The 19,794-nt window shown below is 53.5% G+C and carries 20 protein-coding genes and 4 pseudogenes; 6 read left to right on the top strand and 18 right to left on the bottom strand.

From position 1 onward, the window contains the following. From Q9J32_RS07060 to Q9J32_RS07020, 9 genes and pseudogenes are all read right to left on the bottom strand, one after another. Entirely contained in the window at positions 1-963 is a 963-nt protein-coding gene (locus Q9J32_RS07060; protein WP_301885640.1) for a beta-ketoacyl-ACP synthase III, read from the bottom strand. Between the two features lie 26 nt (positions 964-989). Continuing rightward, positions 990-1,186 (bottom strand): annotated as a pseudogene (locus tag Q9J32_RS07055) (hypothetical protein). Positions 1,187-1,205: 19 nt separating this feature from the next. Continuing rightward, the gene (locus tag Q9J32_RS07050) at positions 1,206-1,448 is read right to left on the bottom strand and encodes a DUF6911 family protein (protein ID WP_439652138.1); all 243 of its coding nucleotides are present in this window, start codon (positions 1,446-1,448) and stop codon (positions 1,206-1,208) included. A gap of 111 nt (positions 1,449-1,559) precedes the next feature. Then, positions 1,560-1,774: pseudogene (locus Q9J32_RS07045) on the bottom strand (DUF6911 family protein); the annotation flags it as partial. Positions 1,775-1,800: 26 nt separating this feature from the next. After that, the gene (locus Q9J32_RS07040; protein WP_301885638.1) at positions 1,801-2,031 is read right to left on the bottom strand and encodes a MafI family immunity protein; all 231 of its coding nucleotides are present in this window, start codon (positions 2,029-2,031) and stop codon (positions 1,801-1,803) included. 157 nt (positions 2,032-2,188) lie between these two features. Next, positions 2,189-3,244 carry a phosphate acyltransferase PlsX gene (gene plsX, locus Q9J32_RS07035; RefSeq protein ID WP_301885637.1) on the bottom strand — a complete coding sequence of 352 codons (1,056 nt, stop codon included), beginning with the start codon at positions 3,242-3,244 and terminating at the stop codon, positions 2,189-2,191. A gap of 88 nt (positions 3,245-3,332) precedes the next feature. Then, positions 3,333-3,860: a phosphoribosyltransferase gene (locus tag Q9J32_RS07030; RefSeq protein WP_301885635.1), complete on the bottom strand. Its 528-nt coding sequence runs from the start codon at positions 3,858-3,860 to the stop codon at positions 3,333-3,335. 174 nt (positions 3,861-4,034) lie between these two features. Next, positions 4,035-4,214: a 50S ribosomal protein L32 gene (rpmF, locus tag Q9J32_RS07025; RefSeq protein WP_004283533.1), complete on the bottom strand. Its 180-nt coding sequence runs from the start codon at positions 4,212-4,214 to the stop codon at positions 4,035-4,037. A 33-nt stretch (positions 4,215-4,247) separates the two neighbouring features. Next, a complete protein-coding gene (locus Q9J32_RS07020; protein WP_118792438.1) occupies positions 4,248-4,748 on the bottom strand; it encodes a YceD family protein in 501 nt (166 codons plus the stop codon). Positions 4,749-4,895: 147 nt separating this feature from the next. Here Q9J32_RS07020 and Q9J32_RS07015 point away from each other — a divergent pair. Both Q9J32_RS07015 and Q9J32_RS07010 read left to right on the top strand, forming a co-directional pair. Continuing rightward, a pseudogene (locus Q9J32_RS07015) lies at positions 4,896-5,486 on the top strand (Maf family protein). A 61-nt stretch (positions 5,487-5,547) separates the two neighbouring features. Then, a complete protein-coding gene (locus tag Q9J32_RS07010) occupies positions 5,548-6,258 on the top strand; it encodes an SAM-dependent methyltransferase (RefSeq protein ID WP_301885669.1) in 711 nt (236 codons plus the stop codon). Between the two features lie 80 nt (positions 6,259-6,338). Here Q9J32_RS07010 and yidC read toward each other — a convergent pair whose 3' ends face one another. The 4 genes from yidC to rpmH all read right to left on the bottom strand — a co-directional run bounded on the left by yidC (position 6,339) and on the right by rpmH (position 8,946). Then, positions 6,339-7,985: a membrane protein insertase YidC gene (gene yidC / locus Q9J32_RS07005; RefSeq protein WP_301885630.1), complete on the bottom strand. Its 1,647-nt coding sequence runs from the start codon at positions 7,983-7,985 to the stop codon at positions 6,339-6,341. Positions 7,986-8,157: 172 nt separating this feature from the next. Next, a complete protein-coding gene (gene yidD / locus Q9J32_RS07000; protein WP_002214730.1) occupies positions 8,158-8,379 on the bottom strand; it encodes a membrane protein insertion efficiency factor YidD in 222 nt (73 codons plus the stop codon). A 64-nt stretch (positions 8,380-8,443) separates the two neighbouring features. Beyond that, positions 8,444-8,809: a ribonuclease P protein component gene (rnpA, locus tag Q9J32_RS06995; protein ID WP_301885629.1), complete on the bottom strand. Its 366-nt coding sequence runs from the start codon at positions 8,807-8,809 to the stop codon at positions 8,444-8,446. 2 nt (positions 8,810-8,811) lie between these two features. After that, entirely contained in the window at positions 8,812-8,946 is a 135-nt protein-coding gene (gene rpmH / locus Q9J32_RS06990) for a 50S ribosomal protein L34 (RefSeq protein ID WP_002214728.1), read from the bottom strand. A 426-nt stretch (positions 8,947-9,372) separates the two neighbouring features. Here rpmH and dnaA point away from each other — a divergent pair, with 426 nt between their 5' ends. Continuing rightward, a complete protein-coding gene (gene dnaA / locus Q9J32_RS06985; protein WP_301885628.1) occupies positions 9,373-10,929 on the top strand; it encodes a chromosomal replication initiator protein DnaA in 1,557 nt (518 codons plus the stop codon). 51 nt (positions 10,930-10,980) lie between these two features. On the opposite strand, the pseudogene Q9J32_RS06980 reads toward dnaA, so the two are convergent. After that, positions 10,981-11,091: pseudogene (locus Q9J32_RS06980) on the bottom strand (IS5/IS1182 family transposase); the annotation flags it as partial. Between the two features lie 22 nt (positions 11,092-11,113). Between Q9J32_RS06980 and dnaN the strand changes: the two are divergent. Further along, on the top strand, positions 11,114-12,217 hold the full coding sequence (dnaN, locus tag Q9J32_RS06975; protein WP_301885626.1) for a DNA polymerase III subunit beta: 1,104 nt from the start codon (positions 11,114-11,116) through the stop codon (positions 12,215-12,217). Positions 12,218-12,402: 185 nt separating this feature from the next. On the opposite strand, the gene Q9J32_RS06970 is transcribed toward dnaN, so the two are convergent. The 4 genes from Q9J32_RS06970 to Q9J32_RS06955 form a co-directional block, all read right to left on the bottom strand. Further along, the gene (locus tag Q9J32_RS06970) at positions 12,403-12,609 is read right to left on the bottom strand and encodes a hypothetical protein (protein WP_301885625.1); all 207 of its coding nucleotides are present in this window, start codon (positions 12,607-12,609) and stop codon (positions 12,403-12,405) included. Positions 12,610-12,633: 24 nt separating this feature from the next. Next, positions 12,634-14,691 carry a polyphosphate kinase 1 gene (ppk1, locus tag Q9J32_RS06965; protein ID WP_301885668.1) on the bottom strand — a complete coding sequence of 686 codons (2,058 nt, stop codon included), beginning with the start codon at positions 14,689-14,691 and terminating at the stop codon, positions 12,634-12,636. A 168-nt stretch (positions 14,692-14,859) separates the two neighbouring features. Continuing rightward, complete coding sequence (locus Q9J32_RS06960; protein ID WP_301885624.1) at positions 14,860-15,303, bottom strand: murein L,D-transpeptidase; 444 nt, start codon at positions 15,301-15,303, stop codon at positions 14,860-14,862. A 6-nt stretch (positions 15,304-15,309) separates the two neighbouring features. After that, complete coding sequence (locus tag Q9J32_RS06955; protein WP_301885622.1) at positions 15,310-15,825, bottom strand: outer membrane protein assembly factor BamE; 516 nt, start codon at positions 15,823-15,825, stop codon at positions 15,310-15,312. A 264-nt stretch (positions 15,826-16,089) separates the two neighbouring features. Between Q9J32_RS06955 and leuS the strand changes: the two genes are divergently transcribed. Then, entirely contained in the window at positions 16,090-18,720 is a 2,631-nt protein-coding gene (gene leuS / locus Q9J32_RS06950) for a leucine--tRNA ligase (protein WP_301885620.1), read from the top strand. Positions 18,721-18,926: 206 nt separating this feature from the next. Next, positions 18,927-19,700 (top strand): DpnI domain-containing protein, encoded by a 774-nt coding sequence (locus Q9J32_RS06945; protein WP_301885619.1) that lies wholly within the window; start codon positions 18,927-18,929, stop codon positions 19,698-19,700. The last annotated feature ends 94 nt before the right edge of the window (positions 19,701-19,794 follow it).

Raw genomic sequence — 19,794 nt, 5'->3', positions numbered from 1 at the left:
TTAATATTCCATCAATACCGCGCCCCACGCGAAACCGCCGCCTATGCCTTCGAGCAGCAGGTTTTGACCGCGTTTGATTTGTCCGCTGCGGATGCCCGCGTCCAGAGCCAGCGGAATCGAGGCGGCGGACGTGTTGCCGTGGTCTTGGACGGTCAGGATGACTTTGTCCATACTCAGCCCCAAATGTTTCGCGGTAGATTCGATGATGCGGCGGTTTGCCTGATGGGGAACAATCCAGTCGATTTGTTCGGCTGTATAACCGGCTTCGCTGATGACTTCGTCGGCGATTTTTGCCAGCATTTTGACGGCAAACTTGAACACGCCGGGACCGTCCATAGTGATATAAGGAGAGCCGCAGATTTGTCCGTCGGCAATTTTCCCGGGGGCGTTGAGCAGGTTCAGATAATTGCCGTCGGCTTTGAGTTTGGCGTGGATGATGCCCGGTTCGTCGGACGCGCTCAAAACCACCGCGCCCGCGCCGTCGCCGAACAGCACGCAGGTTGTACGGTCGTTCCAATCGACGATGCGGCTGAAGGTTTCCGCACCGATGACCAGCGCGTTTTTCGCCATACCGCTTTTGATGTAGGCGTTTGCCGTAGTCAGCGCGTACATAAAGCCGGCGCACACCGCCTGTACGTCGAAGGCGGGGCAGCCGTTGTCTATCCCCAATTTTTGCTGCACGATGGTGGCGGTAGAAGGAAACTGCATATCCGGCGTTGCCGTTGCCACGATAATCAGGTCGATTTCACTGCCGTTCAAACCTGCGGTATCCAGTGCGCGGCGCGCCGCTTCGGCGGCAAGGTCGCTGGTTTTTTCGTTTTCGGCTGCAATATGGCGGAATTTGATGCCCGTGCGCGCGGTAATCCACTCGTCCGAGGTATCTACCTTTTGGGCAAGGTCGTCATTGCTGACGCGGTTGACGGGAAGATAGCTGCCCGTGCCGGAAATTTTGGCATACTGCATGGGAACGGCCTTTTTAGAGAGTTGGTTCAGATTCGGCTATTGTAAGCGAAAACCGATGATTGCCCAATACGGGCAGGGTGCAAATGACGGAAATCGGGGTGTGGTTTGGGATACAGATGGTTTTCAGATGCAGATTGCCGCAGACGGGCGGGGCGGGGTTGCCGATATGCTGTTTTAAGCGAAGGAAATGCCGTCTGAAAGCCCAAGCTGCTTCAGACGGCATTTTGATTGTTGGGTTTCCATCAAATTATTGGTGCCGGTGTTTGTTTTTGTCTGATAAATTCGGAAATGATGTTTTGAATTGTAGAAATATTTTTAGAGATATGCTTAATAGGGTAGAAGTCTCCCAAGATTTCCCTTGCCTTCCCGCTGTAATTTTCTGTTTTAAGGTTTTTGACTTCAATATCCCCGCTTTCTAAAATTGTTTGAATCATTGGAAAATATAGTGGATTAACAAAAATCAGGACAAGGCGACGAAGCCGCAGACAGTACAAATAGTACGAAACCGATTCACTTGGTGCTTCAGCACCTTAGAGAATCGTTCTCTTTGAGCTAAGGCGAGGCAACGCCGTACTGGTTTTTATTAATCCACTATAATATCCTTTTTCAAAATAGACAGTTAATTCGGTATTGCTAAATTTGGGTTCAGGAATAATTCTGAAAACGATGACGCCGGCTTTTTTCTCAAAATTTGATACGGAAAAAAGCGATTGATTTCCCTAATGTCAGGATTTTCCAAAACGGGGATTTGGATTCGCTCCCCGTTGTCTGCCATAAAAAATCCGCCAAAAACGACCGTCGATGTTTTCATGTTTATCAACCCATTGGCTTTATTGGTTAATCGGACGTGCTTTCTATCTCAAATTCCTTGTTGATAAAAGAAATTTCCCGGGATTCTTGTTCCGTCAGCCGGACATCGAAATCTTCGATATAAGTACACAGGATTTCAAAAGCCAAAAAACGTTCCGAATAATGAATATAATCCAATGCGGATTCAATCAGACGGGCATCAAGCCTGCCTTCAAGGGATTTTCCTAACTTCATCATCCGTTTGTCTAATGCATTCATTCGTTTGCCTGATGTTTCTATTTTTCAAATACTCCTTATTTTACAGGGCGATATTTGGGAAGTTCCGGGCAGGTGTGCCGCCGTCTGTACCCGCAGGTTTGGGCGGGTGCCGGATGCCGTCTGAAGGGCAGGGGGCGTTCAGACGGCATCTCGTGCGTTACAGGCTGCCGGAGTTTCCGTTTTGGGCGGCTTGGGCGGCTTCCAGTGCGGCGAGCTGTTCGGCTACGCCTTGTTCGATTTTGGAAAGGCTGGCAGACTTGGCTTCATGGTAGGCTTCTTCGAGGGCATAGCGGAAACCGGTTTCGTCTGTGCCGCCGTGGCTTTTAATCACGATGCCGCGCAGCCCGAGTAGGATGGCCCCGTTGAATTTGCGCGGGTCAAGTTTGTTTTTCAACCCTTTGAGGGCAGGTAGGGCAGCAACGGCGGCAAGTTTGTTGAACAGGTTGCTTTGGAATTCGCGGCGGATGGCTCCGCTCATGAATTTGACCGCGCCTTCGATGGTTTTGAGCATGACGTTGCCGACAAAGCCGTCGGCGACGACGACATCTGCTTCGCCGTAGAGTATGCTGTTGCTTTCGATGTTGCCGATAAAGTTGAGTTTGCTGTTTTGCAGCAGTTTGTAGGTTTGTTTGACGGTATCCGTACCTTTGATGTCTTCTGTGCCGACGTTGACCAGCCCGACGCGCGGCTGTCCTTTTTGTGGATGGAGTGCATGGACGAGTTCGCTGCCGATAACGGCAAATTGGGCGAGTTGTTCGGGGGTGCAGTCGACGTTCGCGCCAAGGTCGAGTGCAAGGGTAACATGATCGGTGTCGGACGGGAGGAATTTGGCGATGGCGGGGCGTTCGATGCCGGGAATGGTTTTGAGGACGAAGCGCGCGGTCGCCATCAGCGCGCCGGTGTTGCCTGCGGATACGGCGGCTTGGGCTTTGCCTTCTTTGACCTGGTTGATGGCGACGCGCATGGAGGAGTCTTTTTTGTTTTTCAGGGCGGATTGCGGCGCTTCGTCCATGCCGACAACTTGGGTGGTATGGCAGATGTCGATGCGTTCCATCGGCGCGCCTGCTGCGTTCAGGGCTTGGCGGAGCTGTGCTTCGTCGCCGGTCATAATCAGGCGGACATCGGGGTGTGCTTGGAGGAATGCGGTTGCACCGGGTACGGTAACGGCAAGTCCTTGGTCGCCGCCCATGGCATCTACGGCCAATGTAATCATAGGGTTTCTCCGGTAGGTTTTCGGTCTGCGGCCGGGGTCGTGCGGGCTTCAGACGGCATCGGTTCGGAAAGTATGCCGTCTGAAAGGGTCAGCCTCGGCCGGCCTCGGCAAGGCGGTTGTGTTCGTCGATGTCGGGTGCGTCCCACGGATAGTTGATCCACCAGTCTTCTACGGTGATGCCGCTGAAATAGGGAATGCCTTCGGGGATTTTGCCTGCTTTGGCTTTGATTTTTTCGTGCAGAACGGCGACGCCGACAGTGCCGAAGTCTTCTTTGAGCAGTTCGTTCAGGCAGAACTCCATGGTTACGCGGCTGTCGTCCACTTCATCGACGACGAGCACGTTTTTGCCCCGCAGGGCTTCGGGAACGGGGTCTAGCCATTGGACTTTTTTGACTTCTTCGGTAACCTGTCCTTCGTTGTCGCTGTCGTAATAAGCGGTGGTTACGGCATAAATCGGAATTTCCAGAAAACAGCGCAGCATACGTGCCGGAATAAAGCCGCCCCCGCCGATAGCGATCATGGCATCGTATTTGACGCCGGAGTTCCAGATTTTTTCTGCCAATGCTTTGATGACGCGGTGGATGTCATCGTAGGTGTACCAGATTTTCTGTTTCATCGGAATTTCCTTGGTGGTTGGGGCTTTTGGAATATTTTCACGGGGTATTATACGGAACGCTTTGCCCCTGTGTGTTGACCTATGGCGAAAGTTTGGACGGATGGCGCGTCCAATGCAAAAAAAGCCAGTAATTGCATGGCAATGTTCTGGCTTTTTCAGTCAGTCGAATAGGGATTATTCGCCTTTGGCTTTGACCACTTTGCGGCCGCGGTACATACCGTTGGGGGAGATGTGGTGCGGGCGGTGCACTTCGCCGGTTGCGCTGTCGACAGACAGTGCGGGCGCGGTCAGCGCGTCGTGCGAACGGTGCATACCGCGTTTGGAAGGGGATTTTTTGTTTTGTTGAACGGCCATTTCAAGCTCCTAGATAAATAAACTGTGTCCTAATTAACTGCTTTTCAAACCTGCCAAAACAGCAAAGGGGTTGGGTTTGTCTTGGTTGGCGGATTCCGGAAGGGTATTGCCGCAGTGTCCGTGTCGCGGCGAAAAGGGCAGGGACATCAGGATTTGGTCTTCTACCAATGCGCGCACGTCGAGTTCTTTTTCAATCAGTATGCCTTCGAGTTCTTCGTCGGCAAGCATGGATTCGTCCAAGGACTCTTCGTCGGAAAACAGGACGATACGGCTGCTTTCATCGAGCATGAACGGCATGGGTTTGATACATCTCTGGCAAATCAGGGGCATATCGGCTTTGACGTTCAGGTCGAGGAACAGGCGTTGCAGCCGGTCGCGGCCGCCGGTCAGTGTAAACGATATTTTGGTCTGCCTGTCGGCGGGATAATCGTGCAAACTGACTCGTTCGTCCAATTCTTCCAGCAGAAAACTGCCTTGCAGGTTCTGCCTTTCGGCGGCAAAAATTTCCGGGTCAATCAAATTAGGGTCTGACATAAACGGGGTATGATATAATTTAGATGTTCTAACGTCAATATTTTTAAGAAAAATGTTGCGGTACGCCGAAGGCGGGTATCCGAGTTTCGGCGCATGGCTGGATTTTAACGCCCGTTTGGGTGTGTTTTCAACGGTAAGGAGGATGGGATGGGTTTGGCATTGCCTTTGATTTTGGGTACGAGTTCGGTTTTCCGGCGCGAACAGATGGAGCGGCTCGGCATTGCCTTTCAGGCGGTATCGCCTGATTTCGACGAAACGCCGATGCTGGGGGAGTCTGCCCCTCAAACGGCATTGCGCCTTGCCTAGGGTAAGGCGAGGTCCTTGGCCGGACGTTTCCCCGAGGCGTTGATTGTCGGTGCGGACCAGGTAGCGTGGTGCGACGGCAGGCAGTGGGGCAAGCCGATGAACCTTGCCAACGCGCAAAAGATGCTGATGCATTTGAGCGGCAGGGAGATTGAGTTTTACAGCGCGGTCGTTCTGCTAAATACGGTTACGGGCACGATGTGGCAGCATATCGATAAGACTGTGGTCGTGATGAGGAAGTTGGACGAGTTGCATATACTCCGCTATTTGGAGCGCGAGCCTGATGCGGTTTATTGTTCGTGTGCGTTGAAGAGCGAGGATTTGGGTGCATTGTTGATCGAACGGATTGAAAGCAGCGATCCGAATGCTTTGATCGGTTTGCCGGTTTTCCGTCTGGTCGATTTTTTGAAAAATGAGGGACTGGATGTTTTGTAACTGCCCGTTTATGCCGTCTGAAGGGTTCAGACGGCATTTTTAACTGACGAGTGAGGGAATGATGTTTCCTGTTTTGTATTTGATTCCTACGCCTTTGGGTACACCTGACACGCCGTGCCTGTTGCCGCATGAACAACAGGCGGTTGTCGGGCTGACGGATTTTGTCGTGGAAGCGGAAAAAACGGCGCGTGCGCATTTGAAACATTTGGGCGTGACTACGCCTATCCGCGAGCTGAATCTGCAAACACTGAATGAACACACGGATTTGAAGACTTTGCCGGAATTGCTGAAACCTTTGCAAGAAGGGCGCAGTATGGGCATTGTCAGCGAGGCGGGTTGCCCGGCCGTTGCCGATCCGGGTGCGAATTTGGTGGCATTGGCGCATAAGCACGGTTTTGAAGTGCGTCCGCTGGTTGGGCCTTCCAGTCTGCTGCTGGCTTTGATGGCTTCGGGTGCGAACGGGCAGAACTTTGCATTTAAGGGTTATCTGCCGTCTGAAAAAAACGGGCGGATTCAGGCTTTGTGGGCTTTGGAACAGCGTTCGCGCCAGTGCGGCGAGACGCAGATTTTTATTGAAACGCCTTACCGCAATGATGCGCTGCTTGCCGATGCGGTGGAAAACCTGCATCCTGAAACGCGCTTATGTGTGGCTACGGACTTGACCTTGCCGACACAGGAAATCATCAGCCAGACGATTGCGCAGTGGCGAAAAAGAAAAGAAATGCCCAATCTGAAAAAACGCCCGACGATTTTTGTGATGTATGCGGGTTGAAGATTTCCGCCCCGATAGGGGGTGAACAATAAAAATGCCGTCTGAACAGGTTTCAGACGGCATTTTTCATGCTGCGGCATCTAGGAAACGACTTCGCCTTGGGCGCGTTGTTTTTCGATGCTGCGGTTGATGTGCCATTGTTGGGCGATGGTCAGGAGGTTGTTGACTACCCAGTACAGAACCAAACCGGCAGGGAAGAAAAAGAACATGGCTGAGAAAACCAGCGGCATGACTTTCATCATTTTTGCCTGCATCGGGTCGGTCGGCGGCGGATTGAGGAATGTTTGGGCAAACATCGTTGCCGCCATAATCACGGGCAGGATGTAGTAGGGGTCGGAGCGGCTAAGGTCGGTAATCCAGCCCAGCCAAGGTGCCTGACGCAATTCTACGGAGGCAAACAACGCCCAGTACAAGCCGATGAAGACGGGGATTTGCAACAGCATGGGCAGGCAGCCGCCCAGCGGGTTGATTTTTTCGTCTTTGTAAAGCTGCATCATGGCTTGCTGTTGCGCCATACGGTCGTCGCCGTATTTTTCTTTAATGGCTTGCAGTTTGGGCGCGGCGGCGCGCATTTTTGCCATCGAGCGGTAAGAGGCGTTGGTCAGCGGGTAGAGTACGGCTTTGACGATAATGGTCAAAACGATGATTGCCCAGCCCCAGTTGCCGATAATGTTGTGCAGTTGGTTCAGGAGCCAGAAGAGGGGGGAGGCGAACCAGTGTACTTTGCCGTAGTCTTTTGCCAGTTGCAGGTTGTCGGCGATGTTTGCGATGACGGATGTGGTCTGCGGGCCGGCGTAGAGGTTGATGGAGGCTTCGGATTTCGCGCCGTTTTGGATGGCGGCAAGGGGAACGCTGACGCTGGTGCTGTACAGGTTGTCGTTGCGGCGTTTGATGTCGATACGGCAGTCGCCGGCGGCGCAAACGCTTTGTCCGCCTTTGGGTTGGAGAATCCAAGTGGACATGAAGTGGTGTTCAATCATGCCGAGCCAGCCGGTTTGGGTTTTGCGGGCGTATTCGGCTTCGTTTTTGCCTGATTTGGCATCGTCGTCCAAGTCGGAGAAGCTGACTTTTTGGAATTTGCCTTCGGGGGTGTAAACCACCGGGCCGACGAAAGAGCGGGTAAAGTAGCCTTGACCTTCGGGTTCGCTGCGGTCGCGTACGATGCGGTAGTCCGCGCTCAGGTTGGCGGGCTTGCCGCTGGTGTTGGTGATGTCGAAACGGACGTTGACGAGGTAGCTGTCTTTGGTAAAGGTATAGACTTTGTCGATTTTCAGTCCGTTTGTTTCAGGCGCGCTCAGGCGAACTTCAACTTTGTCGCCGTTGAGGGTGTATTGTTTTTGAGGAGCGGTAAAGCTGATGTCTTTCAGAATGTTGTTGCCTTGCGCGTCCAGCAGTTCGGATTGGGCGACGTAGGTGTATTCTTTGCCGTCGCCAAACAGGACGAACGGTTTGTTTTCGTCGCCGGTTGCCTTGTATTTGAGCAGGGTCAGCCGGCGCAGGTCGCCGCTTTTTTCATCAATGACGGCTTGAACCGTGTCGGTCGTTACGGTAATCGGCGTTGCGGGCGCGAGCGCGGCTTCGGCGGAAGCGGTTGCGGCGGTTTGCCGCTGTTGCTGCGCGGCTTGTCCGGGCGCGGGCGCGGTTTGGGGGGCGGGGAACATCTTTTCCCAGCCGATCATAATCGCCAGCGCGATGGCGAAAAACGCCGTGAGTCTTTTAAAATCCATATAGAGTTTCCTGAATGGTCGGAAATGCCGCAGGTTGCGTGTTCCGATAGACGGGGAATAAGGGCGGGCTTCATACCCGACGGTCGTGCCGCCAGCCCGAAGGTTCAGACGGCATTATATAGAAACCGATGGGAAATAAAAGGAAAGCGTGCAATTTGAATATTGCGTCGGGTCAGGGAACGGGGTCGTGTCCGTGTCCGCCGAAAGGGTGGCAACGTGCAATGCGCTTGATGGCGAGCCTGCCGCCTTTGAATGCGCCGTATTTTTTGACCGCTTCGACCGCGTATTGCGAACAGGTCGGCGTATAGCGGCAGCGGGGCGGAATCAGAGGGCTGATGCAGTATTGGTAAAACCGTATCAGTCCCAGCAGGAGTTTGGACAATAGGAAATTCATCGGGATGTTCCTTGTATGGGAAACCCGTTGCCGTCTGAACCTTGCCTGTAGAGTACCGTTTTAATCATACCCGTTTCCCGCATTCGGTTGCGGGGTTGCCGAACATGAGTTGTGCCAGTTCCGCCCTTGCCTGTTTTGCGGTAGCCCTGTCGAATTTACGGTGGACGCGCACGACGAAATCCTGCGGCGGAAGATTGTTTTTGTTCAACCTGAACCAGTCGCGGATGACGCGTTTCATATAGTTCCGCTCGTTGGCGCGTTTGGCGGTTTTTTTGCCGACCACCAGACCGATGCGGGGATGGCCCAGCCCGTTGCCGTTTGAATGCGAAACTTGCAGCAGGTCGCGGCTGCGGCGGTTTCTGAATGCAAAAACGGATGAAAAATCATCCGTTTTCAACAAGCGGTACTGCCTTCCGAAGCGGTAGTCCAAAATTACACCGCCAGGCGTTTGCGGCCTTTGGCACGGCGTGCTGCCAGTACTGCGCGGCCGCCGCGTGTTTTGGAGCGCACGAGGAAGCCGTGGGTGCGTTTGCGTTTGGTAACGGAAGGTTGATAAGTGCGTTTCATGATGTTTCCTAAAATAGAATGGGTAGATAATTAAACCGTGAATTACACTCCAATTTGCCGCTTTTGTCAATCAATATAGAAACTTTGCAGGAGGATTGCCCGATTGCCTGCGGATTTCTGCCGCCTTTCTGTGGATAAATTTTTGCACGGGTTGTGGATAAAATGTCGGCGGGTCGGTATAATCGGTTCGCTGCATTTTGAACCGATGCGCGTTCAGAAGATTTGTTTTCTTTTTGAAAATATTATATTTTCTTTATTTTCGATTTCATCGTATTTCCTTTTCGGTTGAAACCCCGCCTTTTAGGGCGGTAGAATCAGAATTTATTTGAGAGGGGCGTAACCCCTTCCAAATCAGGGCAACACACAGGTCGGTGCTTTATGTGTCGCCCTGTGTGTTGAAACATTTTTACCGATTCGAGCCTATCCATGACATTAGCAGAGTTTTGGCCGCTGTGCCTCCGCCGTCTTCACGATATGTTGCCTCACGGGCAGTTTGCGCAATGGATTGCGCCCCTTACCGTCGGTGAGGAGGGGGGGCTATGGGTGGTGTACGGCAAGAACCAGTTTGCCTGCAATATGCTCAAGAGCCAGTTTGCCGGAAAAATAGAAGCAGTGAGGGAAGAGTTGGCTGCCGGCCGTTCCGCCTTCGTATTCAAACCGGGAGAAGGCGTGCGTTATGAGATGGCGGCGGTTGAAAGTGCTGTCGAACCTGCCGAGCCGTCCTTGCACGCGGTGTCGGAGGGGATGCCCGTGCAGGAGGTTCTGTTGGACGAGCTGCCGTCTGAAGAGCCTGTCAAACCCGCTGCGTCGAAAACGGCGGCGGATATTTTGGCAGAACGTATGAAAAACCTCCCGCATGAGCCGCGCCATACTGCCGAACCTGCTTCCCGTCCGGAATCGGCGGCAGTTGCCAAAGCACGGACGGACGCGCAGGCCGGTGCGGAAGAGGCGCGTTACGAGCAGACCAACCTGTCGCGCGATTACACGTTCGGCACATTGGTCGAAGGCAAGGGCAACCGCCTTGCAGCGGCGGCGGCGCAGGCGATTGCGGAAAGTCCGGGACAGAGTTACAACCCGTTTTTCCTGTACGGCAGCACGGGTTTGGGCAAAACCCACCTGGTGCAAGCCATCGGCAACGAGCTTTTGAAAAACCGTCCCGACGCGAAAGTACGCTATATGCATTCGGACGATTATATCCGCAGCTTCATGAAAGCCGTGCGCAACAACACTTACGACGTGTTCAAACAGCAATACAAGCAATACGACCTGCTGATTATCGACGACATCCAGTTCATCAAAGGCAAAGACCGTACGATGGAAGAGTTTTTCTATCTGTACAACCATTTCCACAACGAGAAAAAACAGCTCATCCTCACTTGCGATGTTTTACCCGCCAAAATCGAAGGTATGGATGACCGCCTCAAATCCCGTTTTTCATGGGGGCTGACTTTGGAACTCGAGCCGCCCGAATTGGAAATGCGTATCGCCATTTTGCAGAAAAAGGCGGAAGCGGCGGGCATCAGTATCGAAGACGAAGCCGCGCTGTTCATTGCCAACCTGATCCGTTCCAACGTGCGCGAGCTTGAAGGCGCGTTCAACCGTGTCGGAGCGAGCAGCCGCTTTATGAACCGTCCCGTCATCGACATCGATTTGGCGCGTACCGCTTTGCAGGACATTATTGCGGAGAAGCACAAAGTCATCACCGCCGACATCATCATCGATGCGGTGGCGAAATATTACCGCATCAAAATCAGCGACGTACTCGGCAAAAAACGTACGCGCAACATTGCCCGTCCGCGTCAGGTTGCCATGAGCCTGACCAAAGAACTGACCACTTTGAGCCTGCCGTCTATCGGCGATTCGTTCGGCGGACGCGACCATACGACCGTCATGCACGGCATCAGGGCGGTGGCGAAACTGCGCGAGGAAGACCCCGAGTTGGCGCAGGATTATGAGAAACTGCTGATTTTGATTCAAAACTGACCGGACACGCCTTTCAGACGGCATGATATTGCCCATGCCGTCCGAAGGGTAAAGATATAGCGGATTAAATTTAAACCAGTACGGCGTTGCCTCGCCTTGCCGTACTATTTGTACTGTCTGCGGCTTCGTCGCCTTGTCCTGATTTAAATTTAATCCACTATACAAACCGATTTAAGGAGCGAAAATGTTGATTTTACAAGCCGAACGCGACAGCCTGCTCAAGCCGCTGCAAGCCGTTACCGGCATCGTCGAACGCCGCCACACCCTGCCCATCCTGTCCAACGTCCTGATTGGGGGCAGGGGCGGTCAGACCCAGCTTTTGGCAACCGATTTGGAAATCCAAATCGACACTGCAGGTCCCGAGGGCGGCGCGGGCGACTTCCGCATCACCACCAATGCCAAGAAATTTCAGGACATTTTGCGTGCGCTGCCTGCCGGTGCGCTGGTGTCGCTGGATTGGGACGACAGCCGTCTGACGCTGAAGGCGGGCAAATCGCGTTTTGCACTTCAGACCCTGCCTGCCGCCGATTTTCCGATGATGAATGTCGGCGAGGACATCAGCACGACTTTCTCACTGGAGCAGGAGCGTTTCAAAACCATGCTGTCGCAAGTGCAGTACAGCATGGCGGTGCAGGACATCCGCTATTATCTCAACGGTCTGCTGATGCAGGTTGAGGGCGGCCAGTTGCGCCTTGTGGCGACCGACGGACACCGCCTTGCCTATGCCGCCTGCGCGATTGATGCGGATTTGCCGCGCGCCGAAGTGATTTTGCCGCGCAAAACGGTGCTGGAACTGTTCAAACTGTTGAACAACCCCGACGATCCGATTCAAATCGAGCTGCTGGACAAGCAGGTGCGTTTCCAATGCAACGGCACGACCATCGTCAGCAAGGTCATCGACGGCAAATTCCCCGATTTCAACCGCGTGATTCCTTTGGACAACGACAAGATTTTCGTTTTGTCCCGTGCCGAACTTTTGGGTGCGCTGGAACGTGTGTCCATTCTTGCCAACGAAAAATTCCGTGGCGCGCGCCTGTTCCTGCAACCCGGTCTGTTGAGCGTCGTGTGCAGCAACAACGAGCAGGAGGAAGCCCGCGAAGAAATCGAAATCGCCTATCAGGGCGGGGAATTGGAAGCCGGTTTCAATATCGGCTATCTGATGGACGTGTTGCGAAATATTCATTCCGACGATATGCAGCTTGCTTTCGGCGATGCCAACCGCTCGACGCTGTTTACTGTGCCGAACAATCCGAATTTTAAATATATTGTGATGCCGATGCGGATTTGACGGTTTTCCGGAACACGATGCCCGTATTGGAGATATGCACCCGAACCGTGCAGACGGATTCGGGGTTTTGTTCGGCTGTCGGAAAGGTATAGTGGATTAACAAAAACCAGTACGGCGTTGTCTCGCCTTAGTTCAAAGAGAACGATTCTCTAAGGTGCTGAAGCACCAAGTGAATCGGTTCCGTACTATCTGTACTGTCTGCGGCTTCGTCGCCTTGCCCTGATTTTTGTTAATCCACTATAATGCCGTCTGGAATGCGGCGGATCGGGGTTGGGAGCGTATAGGGGAAGTGCTTGTGCGGAAATGGCGAAGGTGTGTTTTTGATTCCAGTCCGCCCTGTTTGGATTGCTGCAAAACCATGCCGTCTGAAACGGAAAGGTTTCAGACGGCATGGTTTTTGATTGGGGCGGTACGGGTCAGCCTCCGAGCAAATCCCACAAATCGTTTTGCAGGTCGGCTTCGGATTCGCCTTCGGCAGGTGTAGCCCTGATATAGCTGCCGTCCGGCTGCATCAGCCATGCATGGGTGTTGTCGTCCAGTGCCATTTCCAAACCTTCGCGGATGACGCGTTTTTTGAGTTCGGGCGCGGCAATCGGCGTGGCGGTTTCGATGCGGCGGAAGAAGTTGCGCCCCATCCAATCCGCGCTGGAGATAAAGGTATCGTCCGCGCCGTTGTTGTGGAAGCAATACACGCGCGCGTGTTCGAGCTGCCTGCCGACGATGGAGCGGACGCGGATGTTTTCGGACAAGCCTTTTACACCCGGGCGCAAGGTGCACATACCGCGCACAATCAAATCGATTTGCACGCCTGCCGCGCTTGCCCGATACAGGGCTTCGATGACGGTCGGTTCGATGAGCGAATTCATCTTGGCGGTAATCCGCGCCGGTTTGCCGGCTTTGGCGTGTGCGGTTTCCTGCCTGATGCGGTTGATGACCATTTTGTGCAGGGTAAACGGACTTTGGTAGAGTTTGTTCAGACGGCCCGGCTTGCCCAAGCCTGTGATTTCCATGAACAATGTGTTCACATCGGCGGTGATTTGTTCGTCGTCGGTAATGATGCCGAAGTCAGTGTAGATGCGCGATGTGCCTTGGTGGTAGTTGCCCGTGCCGAGGTGGGCGTAACGCTTGAGCACGCCGTCTTCGCGGCGGATGATGAGTGCCATTTTGGCGTGGACTTTGTAGCCGAACACGCCGTAAACGACGTGTGCACCTGCATTTTCAAGCTGTTGCGCCCAGTTGACGTTGTTGGCCTCATCAAAACGCGCCATCAGTTCGACCACGACGGTAACCTGTTTGCCTGCCAACGCGGCCTTCATCAAGGCGCGTACGAGTTCGGAATTGCTGCCGGTGCGGTAGATGGTCATTTTGACGGCAAGGACAGCGGGGTCTGCGGCGGCTTCGCGTATCATATGGACGACGGGGTCGAAGGACTGGTACGGATGGTGCAGAAGGATGGGCGATTGGCGCACCAAATCGAAGATCGGGCTGTTTTTGCCCAAGGCTTTCAGACGGCCCGGCGTGTGCGGCGGGAATTTCAAATCGGGGCGGTTGACCAAATCGGGGACGGCGTTGAGGCGCACGAGGTTGACCGGGCCTTTGACCTGATAGAGTTCGGCGGCGGTCAGCCTGAATTGCGCGAGCAGAAAGTCGCGGATGTAGGCGGGACAGGTGTCGGCGACTTCGAGCCGCACGCCGTCGCCGTATTCGCGGTCGTGCAGTTCGTTTTGAATGGCGGCGCGGAGGTTTTGCACGTCTTCTTCATCGACGTTCAAATCGCTGTCGCGCGTGAGGCGGAACTGGTGGCAGCCTTTGACGTTCATGCCCGGGAAAAGTTTGCCGACGTGGGTGTGGAGGATGGACGACAGGAAGACGAAGCCGTGTCCGCCGCCACACAGTTCGGACGGCAGGGGGACAACGCGCGGCAGGATGCGCGGTGCTTGGACAATCGCCATACCCGAAGGCCTGCCGAATGCGTCTGTGCCGTCGAGTTCTACGGCGAAGTTGAGCGATTTGTTCAGCGGGCGCGGGAAGGGGTGGGAAGGGTCAAGGCCGATGGGGGTCAGAATCGGCAGCAGTTCGCGGTCGAAATAGTCTTCGATCCATTTTTTCTGCGCGCCCGTCCAATTGCGGCGGCGGTAAAAATGGATGCCTTCCCGCGCCAGCTCGGGCTGAAGGACGTTGTTGAACAGGTCGTACTGGTGCCGTATCAGGGAGCGTGCCGCTTCGGTAACGTCGGTGATGGTTTCAGACGGCATTTTGCCGTTGTCCAGCCTGCGCCGGGGGTGCAGCTTGTTTTCACGCTTGAGCCACGCCATGCGGACTTCGAAAAACTCGTCAAGATTGGACGACACGATGCACAGGAAGCGCAGGCGTTCCAAAAGGGGGACGTTTCTGTCTTCCGCCTGCGCCAACACGCGGCGGTTGAATGCTAGCAGGCTCAGTTCGCGGCAGAGGATGCGGTTTTGTTCGGGCATAAGGTTCTCCCAAAGATGGTTGTTGTTCGGTCGGAGCAGGCGGACAATGCCGTCTGAAGGCTTGGCGGCACCTGCGCCGGTTTCAGACGGCATGACGTGGCGGACAGTCTGTTTCAGGCATCGGGGCAATGTGAAAACGGATACCGGCGCGTGCGGTATCCGTCTGTTTCAAATCACTTCCAATACGAAATAATGACGCAGTTTTTCATACACCGCATCGCTGACGTTGATGCAGCCGTTGGTCATAATCCTGTCGGACACGGACGGGGAGGCGATACGTTCGTTCCGCCTTTCCGACGGTATCTGATTCCAAACGCGGTGCAGGGCGAAAAGAAAGTCGCCCTCCTGTTTGAAACCGATGACTTCGCCGCCGTATCCGGGCTTGTCGGTACTGTTCAGCGTCAGCCCGAACGTCCCCTTGGGCGTGGCAACACCGATGAGGACGGGGTGGCACTGCCTGTCATCGGCAAAACAGAGTTCCGCTTTGGATGTATCGACGATGACTTTTTTCTTTTGGATATAGGCATTGACCGCATCCGGCTGCCCTTGTGCGAATACGGGGGAAGCCGTCAGCAGGCAGCACAATATCCCTGAAAGCAGGCGGGGCGGCATTGCGTATTATTGGCGGATACGTTTCGGTTTTGCCGGTACGATTTCGCGGATGATGACTTGCGGCTCGGCTTTGGGTGCGGGCGGCGGACAGACGGCATCTTTCGGGAATACGGGATTCCAGTAGAAGCTGCGGGCAAATTTGTCTTTATCGAAAACCACTTTGTATTGGCAGGTGGTAACGCCTTCTACGCCGGAAGTGTTTTCAGGGTCGATACCCACGCCTGGGGTATGGAAGTGGAACAGGTAATCCCATTCGCGTACGCCGTACATGCCTTCATCGTAATGCGGGCGGCCCAGGATTTTGTAGATGTCGTCTTTGGTCAGGCCGGGGTGCATCTGATCCAGTTCGTCATAAGTCGGGAATGTACCGCGCTTGTTGTCGAGCGTTACGGAATAGGGTTTCGGGAAAACCGGATTGTCGGTCGTGCCGTCGGCTTTGACGTTGCTTTTGGTTGCGCAGGCAGACAGAACGCCGGTTGCCAATACTGCTAAGCCAAGTTTAACGATTTGTTTTGTTTTCATGTGCAAAGTCCTTTTTGTCTGATACCTGTTTGCCGTCTGATTTGGCAGACTTGTTACAGGGAGTTTAAACGTTTGATTTTGGTTTGTAATATTAGCATAAAAAACGTGCGTATCAGTAAACGCGGTGTACTTGTACGGCATACGGAATGATGCGCGTGCGAATTTACGTATCCTGCCGGCAATTTGCCGATTCGCCGGCATCGGCAACCTGTTATAATTCCTCCTTTAAATTCCTAACGTTTTCAAGCGAAAAACAGAATGACCATGCAAGAACATTACCAGCCCGCCGCCATCGAGCCTGCGGCGCAGAAAAAATGGGACGATGCCCGTATTTTCAACGTCTCCGAAGACGCTTCCAAACCCAAATACTACTGCCTCTCCATGTTCCCCTATCCCAGCGGTAAGCTGCACATGGGGCATGTGCGCAACTACACCATCGGCGACGTATTGAGCCGCTTCAAACTTTTAAACGGCTTCAACGTCATGCAGCCCATGGGTTGGGACGCGTTCGGCATGCCGGCGGAAAACGCGGCGATGAAACACAATGTCGCACCCGCCGCTTGGACGTACGACAACATCGAATACATGAAAACCCAGCTCAAAAGCCTGGGTTTTGCAATTGACTGGGCGCGCGAAGTCGCCACCTGCAAACCCGAATACTACCGCTGGGAACAATGGCTGTTCACCAAGCTGTTTGAAAAAGGCATCGTCTATCGCAAAAACGGCACGGTGAACTGGGACCCGGTCGACCAAACCGTCCTTGCCAACGAACAAGTTATCGACGGACGCGGTTGGCGTTCCGGCGCGTTGATCGAAAAACGCGAAATCCCGATGTATTACTTCAAAATCACCGATTACGCCGAAGAGCTGCTCAACGATTTGGACAAGCTGGAACACTGGCCGGAACAAGTCAAAACCATGCAGCGCAACTGGATCGGCAAATCACGCGGTATGACCGTGCGCTTCGCCGTTTCAGACGACAGCAAACAAGGCTTGGAAGGCGATTACGCGAAATTCCTGCAAGTTTATACCACCCGTCCCGACACGCTGATGGGCGCGACTTATGTTGCCGTTGCCGCCGAGCATCCGCTGGCAACCGCCGCTGCCTCCGACAAACCTGAATTGCAGGCATTTATCGCCGAGTGCAAAGCCGGCTCGGTTGCCGAAGCCGATATGGCGACAATGGAGAAAAAAGGTGTGCCGACCGGCCGCTACGTCGTCAACCCGCTCAACGGCGACAAGCTGGAAGTGTGGATTGCCAACTATGTATTGTGGGGCTACGGCGACGGCGCGGTAATGGCGGTTCCGGCGCACGACGAACGCGATTTCGAGTTCGCCACCAAATACAATCTGCCGAAAAAACAAGTCATTGCCGTCGGCGACAACGCATTCGACGCAAACCAATGGCAAGAATGGTACGGCGACAAAGAAAACGGCGTATTGGTCAACAGCGGCGACTTGGACGGCATGAATTTTCAGACGGCATTTGATGCCATTGCCGCCAAGCTGCAAAACCAAGACGCAGGAGAACCGAAAACCCAATACCGCCTGCGCGACTGGGGCATTTCGCGCCAACGCTACTGGGGCTGCCCGATTCCCATCGTCCATTGTGAAAAATGCGGCGACGTACCCGTCCCAGCCGACCAACTGCCCGTCGTCCTGCCTGAAAACGTCGTACCCGACGGCATGGGTTCGCCGCTGGCAAAAATGCCCGAGTTTTACGAAACTGCCTGCCCGTGCTGCGGCGGTGCGGCGAAACGCGAAACCGACACCATGGACACCTTCATGGAATCAAGCTGGTATTTCTTCCGCTATATGTCGCCCAAGTTCGCAGAAGGCATGGTATCGGCTGAAGCCGCGAAATACTGGGGCGCGGTCGACCAATACATCGGCGGTATCGAACACGCGATTCTGCACCTCTTGTACGCGCGCTTCTTCACCAAACTGATGCGCGACGAAGGCTTGGTCAATGTTGACGAACCATTTGAACGCCTGCTGACTCAAGGCATGGTTGTTTGCGAAACCTACTACCGCGAAAACGACAAAGGCGGCAAAGACTGGATCAACCCCGCCGATGTCGAGCTGACTTTTGACGACAAAGGCCGCCCTGTTTCCGCCGTCCTGAAAGCCGACGGACTGCCCGTCGTCATCAGCGGCACGGAAAAAATGTCCAAGTCCAAAAACAACGGCGTCGATCCGCAAGAGCTGATCAACGCCTACGGCGCGGATACCGCCCGCCTGTTCATGATGTTCGCCGCACCGCCCGAACAGTCCCTCGAATGGAGCGACAGCGGCGTCGAAGGCGCACACCGCTTCCTGCGCCGCCTGTGGCGTACCGTTTACGAATACCTGAAACAAGGCGGCGCGGTCAAAGCGTTTGCAGGCAATCAAGACGGCTTGTCTAAAGAACTCAAAGACCTGCGCCACAAACTGCATTCCACCATCGCCAAAGTCAGCGACGACTACGGCCGCCGCCAGCAGTTCAACACCGCCATCGCCGCCGTGATGGAACTGCTCAACCAATACGACAAAACCGACACCGGCAGCGAACAAGGCCGCGCCGTCGCCCAAGAAGTATTGGAAACCGCCGTACGCCTGTTGTGGCCCATCGTGCCGCACATCTGCGAAACCCTGTGGAGCGAATTGAACGGCGCTAAACTGTGGAAAGCAGGCTGGCCGACAGTCGATGAAGCCGCCTTGGTCAAATCCGAAATCGAAGTCATGGTTCAAGTCAATGGCAAACTGCGCGGCAAAATCACCGTCGCCGCCGACGCCTCCAAAGCCGACCTCGAAGCCGCCGCACTCGCCACCGAAGGCGCGGTGAAATTCATGGAAGGCAAACCTGCGAAGAAAATCATCGTCGTACCGGGCAGACTGGTGAACATCGTGGTGTAAAGCCCGATTCGGCATTGATTGCTGTAATTAAGAAAGGTCGTCTGAAAACTTGATTTCCAAGTTTTCAGACGACCTTTTTAAGGTAGATTGAGTTGTCTGCATGACAGACCTCAAATATAGCGGATTAACTTTAAACCGGTGCGGCGTTGCCCCGCCTTGCCCTGATTTTTGTTAATCCACTAAAACTTAATCTCAAGATCCAAAATATGAATTTATTTTTCGATACCGAATTGGGAAAGCAACAAAATAAAGCAACCCACAAAATCCGTGTAATGAGCGAGGCTTGGCTGGAAAAAAACGGCTACTGCCCCTGTTGCGGAAGCAAGCCGATGCAGAGATTTGCCAATAACAAACCTGTTGCAGACTTCTTTTGCCCAAATTGCCACGAGCAATATGAATTAAAGAGTAAAAATCAAAAAACCATAGGCAACAGCGTGCCTGACGGTGCATATCGCACCATGTTGGAGCGCATCCAGTCAGATACCAACCCCAACTTTTTCTTTCTTGCATATAAAAAAGCGGATTACTCCATACAGCAATTGGTGCTTGTACCCAAACATTTCATCACGCCGGATATGATTATTCCCCGAAATAAAGGCATTAAAAACCGGCCGCACCACATCATGTGTTCCATCAATCTCGCCACTTTGCCTGAAAGCGGCAAAATATTCTTAATAGACGATTCCCGCATTATCGAACCCGAAACCGTTCTGAAAAAATGGCAATCCAACCTGTTTTTACGCAACCAAAATGCGGAGCGCAAAGGCTGGCTTTTGGCTGTTATGAAATGTATCGACCAACTCCCCGAAGAATTCACATTGTCGCAAATGTATGAATTTGAAAACAAACTATCCATCCAATTTCCCCAAAACAACCATATCAAAGACAAAATCCGCCAACAGTTGCAAATTTTGCGCGACCAAAATACGATCGAATTCATTGGTCGCGGACTTTACAAAAAATCAATAAATTTCGCTTAACTCCCAAGGAGTTTTGATTTCAAATCATGATACTGGATTTAAAAGGGATATTTATTCTTCTGCCATTCTGAAAACAATTGAAGTACAGCGCAAT

It is taken from the genome of Neisseria uirgultaei (genome assembly GCF_962719845.1).
Classification (GTDB): domain Bacteria; phylum Pseudomonadota; class Gammaproteobacteria; order Burkholderiales; family Neisseriaceae; genus Neisseria; species Neisseria bergeri.
The sequence above is the reverse complement of the archived record's forward strand: the minus strand, read 5'-3'. Positions and strand labels throughout refer to the sequence as shown.

What these genes read in the sequence shown, in the direction of transcription:
- Q9J32_RS07030 (WP_301885635.1), bottom strand. Translation starts at nt 3,860, where the DNA reads ATGAAACAGAAAATCTGGTACACCTACGATGACATCCACCGCGTCATC.
- Q9J32_RS06945 (WP_301885619.1), top strand. Translation starts at nt 18,927, where the DNA reads ATGAATTTATTTTTCGATACCGAATTGGGAAAGCAACAAAATAAAGCA.
- ppk1 (WP_301885668.1), bottom strand. Translation starts at nt 14,691, where the DNA reads ATGCCCGAACAAAACCGCATCCTCTGCCGCGAACTGAGCCTGCTAGCA.
- yidD (WP_002214730.1), bottom strand. Translation starts at nt 8,379, where the DNA reads ATGAATTTCCTATTGTCCAAACTCCTGCTGGGACTGATACGGTTTTAC.
- rpmF (WP_004283533.1), bottom strand. Translation starts at nt 4,214, where the DNA reads ATGGCCGTTCAACAAAACAAAAAATCCCCTTCCAAACGCGGTATGCAC.
- dnaN (WP_301885626.1), top strand. Translation starts at nt 11,114, where the DNA reads ATGTTGATTTTACAAGCCGAACGCGACAGCCTGCTCAAGCCGCTGCAA.
- Q9J32_RS06960 (WP_301885624.1), bottom strand. Translation starts at nt 15,303, where the DNA reads ATGCCGCCCCGCCTGCTTTCAGGGATATTGTGCTGCCTGCTGACGGCT.
- rpmH (WP_002214728.1), bottom strand. Translation starts at nt 8,946, where the DNA reads ATGAAACGCACTTATCAACCTTCCGTTACCAAACGCAAACGCACCCAC.
- leuS (WP_301885620.1), top strand. Translation starts at nt 16,090, where the DNA reads ATGCAAGAACATTACCAGCCCGCCGCCATCGAGCCTGCGGCGCAGAAA.
- Q9J32_RS06970 (WP_301885625.1), bottom strand. Translation starts at nt 12,609, where the DNA reads ATGCCGTCTGAAACCTTTCCGTTTCAGACGGCATGGTTTTGCAGCAAT.
- Q9J32_RS07010 (WP_301885669.1), top strand. Translation starts at nt 5,548, where the DNA reads ATGTTTCCTGTTTTGTATTTGATTCCTACGCCTTTGGGTACACCTGAC.
- Q9J32_RS06955 (WP_301885622.1), bottom strand. Translation starts at nt 15,825, where the DNA reads ATGAAAACAAAACAAATCGTTAAACTTGGCTTAGCAGTATTGGCAACC.
- Q9J32_RS07020 (WP_118792438.1), bottom strand. Translation starts at nt 4,748, where the DNA reads ATGTCAGACCCTAATTTGATTGACCCGGAAATTTTTGCCGCCGAAAGG.
- plsX (WP_301885637.1), bottom strand. Translation starts at nt 3,244, where the DNA reads ATGATTACATTGGCCGTAGATGCCATGGGCGGCGACCAAGGACTTGCC.
- Q9J32_RS07060 (WP_301885640.1), bottom strand. Translation starts at nt 963, where the DNA reads ATGCAGTATGCCAAAATTTCCGGCACGGGCAGCTATCTTCCCGTCAAC.
- yidC (WP_301885630.1), bottom strand. Translation starts at nt 7,985, where the DNA reads ATGGATTTTAAAAGACTCACGGCGTTTTTCGCCATCGCGCTGGCGATT.
- Q9J32_RS07040 (WP_301885638.1), bottom strand. Translation starts at nt 2,031, where the DNA reads ATGAATGCATTAGACAAACGGATGATGAAGTTAGGAAAATCCCTTGAA.
- dnaA (WP_301885628.1), top strand. Translation starts at nt 9,373, where the DNA reads ATGACATTAGCAGAGTTTTGGCCGCTGTGCCTCCGCCGTCTTCACGAT.